The organism is Dellaglioa sp. CoH-57-MRSF-21 (assembly GCF_056781915.1).
This window is the reverse complement of record NZ_JBXAXU010000035.1, coordinates 1-614: the sequence shown is the minus strand read 5'-3', so window position 1 is coordinate 614 and position 614 is coordinate 1. Positions and strand designations below refer to the sequence as shown.

Sequence of the window (614 nt, the reverse complement as noted above, 5' to 3'; positions counted from 1 at the left end):
GTGCAGGGACTGGCCATTGCCACAACAGCGCCGCTAACTGTAGAGGTCACCACACCAACTGCCGTTAACATCACGTTTAATGTGAATACGATGTTGGTGCTGGACGATAAGTACACGGCCGTTGTGATAACAAACTCGGCTCCCGTAGCTGCCAATTCACCTAATGCAGATGTTTCGGTGTACTACGCACAACCGCAGAGCTAAATAAAAAAGCCCCGCCAACTATTTAGTTGGCGGGGCTTTTTTATTTAGCGGCCTGCGTGTGTTACTAGCATTTCCTTTTCATAATCTCCGCAACAAACATCGTCGCAAAAAAGATACGGGCTATGCACCCGCTCATAGCAGTAGTAGCAGAACCCAGAGTGCAACAGAGTTCGCCCTATTCTATTGCGTTGAGTGCTGCCAGCAGCTACGTGCAACGACTTCGATTCCCCGATATTGTGCCGCTTATCCATCATGAGTGGTCTCATCCTCAGTATTGCTAAACGCTTGTGCTTGCTGCCTGCACAACGGACAGCCCAATGGCTGACAATCTAAAATTGAGGATGTAAAATGCCCCGATCAGAATCGATTCTGATCGGGGCATTTTCTTAGGCTAGCGAACTTGCCTTAAT

Annotated in this window: 1 protein-coding gene; it reads left to right on the top strand. The window is 48.5% G+C overall.

The annotated features are described in order from the left end of the window. Positions 1-204 (top strand): hypothetical protein (locus tag AC1RPQ_RS07760; RefSeq protein ID WP_481762224.1); only part of this gene is annotated, 204 nt, incomplete at its 5' end. Between the last annotated feature and the right edge of the window lie 410 nt (positions 205-614).